At 61.8% G+C, this 1,732-nt stretch carries 2 protein-coding genes; both read left to right on the top strand.

The window, feature by feature from the left end; genetic code table 11:
- The first annotated feature begins 131 nt into the window (after positions 1 to 131).
- On the top strand, positions 132 to 1,301 hold the full coding sequence (locus HX846_RS33625; RefSeq protein ID WP_003218578.1) for a hypothetical protein: 1,170 nt from the start codon (positions 132 to 134) through the stop codon (positions 1,299 to 1,301).
- Between the two features lie 143 nt (positions 1,302 to 1,444).
- Positions 1,445 to 1,732, top strand: a 288-nt coding sequence (locus HX846_RS33620) for a LysR family transcriptional regulator (RefSeq protein WP_178967089.1), incomplete at its 3' end; no start/stop codon positions are given.

Here is a 1,732-nt window from a genome sequence, read left to right as displayed (position 1 = left end):
CCACGGCAGGCCCGCCGTTGCGGCTGATTCGCCCGCAAGCGCACTGAGTCAACCCTTTACCCCGCGTCGCAGCGTTCGTTGCGGCAAGGGGCTGCTGTTGCCAAAAAATAACCAATAACGAGAGCAAAACCATGCGACCAACCTTCCGTTACATCGCTCTGGTCCCTGTGCTTGGCGCCCTTGCGGCACCGGCCATGGCCATTCAAGTCACCGACAACCTCGACCTCGGCGGCGCCGTGCGCGCCCGTTGGGACTACGACCCGGATCGCGACATCCAGAAGTTCGGCCTCGACACCGCGTACCTCAGCGCCAAGTACAACTCCGACACCTGGATCGGCGAAGCGCAGTACCGCTTCTACGGGCGCTCCTACCCGTACCAGTACACCAAGAACTACGGCGATATCCAGTTCGCCAAGTTCGCCTGGGTGGGCTACAAGTTCAACCCCGACCAGCAGGTGCAAGTGGGTTTGAACACAGTGCCGTTTGGCTTGCAGCCGTACTTCGGCAGCACCTTCTACGAAACCCTGGGCAACGTGATCGGCCTGGAAGATGTGCAGCAGGTGGGCGCCAAGTACATCCAGCAAAGCGGCGACTGGAACATCCAGGCCGGTTACTACCTGCGCCCGGCGTGGCAAGGCAAAGGCACGAGCAAGGGCGTGACCTACTCCAGCGTGATCTCCGAGGCCGACAGCTACGTGGGCGACGGCAGCAACAACCAGGAACGCAACACCGTGGTGGTGCGGGTGGCCAAGGCCATGGATCTGGGCGGATGGAAATCGGAAGTCGGGCTGTCCGGCCTGACCTCCACCCTGGAGAACAAGGACACCAACGACGATGGCCGGCGCAACGCGGTGGCGATCCACTACCTGGGCAAGAACGGCCCGTGGGGCGTGCAATTGCAGGCGGCACGCCAGCAGATGTCACCGCGCAACCCGGGCACCGACAGCGTGGTGACCCTGGGCGGGTATGACGGCACGTTCAACGTGGCCAGCCGCGGCAATCTGTATGTGGCGGACTTGAGCTACGACGTGGGCGGCAAGTACCTGTTTGACCAGGTCAGCGGCGTTAAGCTGTATGCCAACTACAGTGCGTTTGACAAGTCCGAGGATCAGTTCAAGACCTCGCAGCGGGTGATCCTGGGCACGTCGTTTTCGGTGAGTAAACTGTGGGTGGCCACGGAGTGGTTGATCGGCAAGAACGATCCGTATATTGGTGGGAGCAGCTATACCGAGAGCTTGGGAGCTGGGGGGAGTAACCAGTGGGAGAATCAGTTGTATATGAACATTGGCTACTACTTCTAAAATAGGCGGCGTCTTCACTGACGCCTTCGCGAGCAAGCCCGCTCCCACATTTTGACCGCGGCGCCGATCAAATGTGGGAGCGGGCTTGCTCGTGAAGAGGCCGCCAAAAACACCATAAAAACAACAGGTGTGGAATCCATTTCATGCGCCAACTGCCCTCCCTCAACATGCTCCGGGTCTTCGAAGAAGTCGCCCGCCACCGCAGCTTCAGCCAGGCCGCCGTGGGCCTCAACGTCACCCAGGGCGCCGTCAGCCGCCAGATCAAACAACTGGAAGACTACCTCGGCGTCGCCCTCTTCATCCGCACGCCCCAGGGCCTGTCCCTGACCGAAGCCGGCTTCGCCCTCTCCCCGCACCTGAGCGACGCCTTCGACCATATCGAGCGCGCCCTGCACGCCGTGCGCGTGCCCAACCTGCGCCAGCGCCTGCGC

This window comes from Pseudomonas sp. K5002 (assembly GCF_013386655.1).
Taxonomy (GTDB): domain Bacteria; phylum Pseudomonadota; class Gammaproteobacteria; order Pseudomonadales; family Pseudomonadaceae; genus Aquipseudomonas.
The sequence above is the reverse complement of the archived record's forward strand: the minus strand, read 5'-3'. Positions and strand labels throughout refer to the sequence as shown.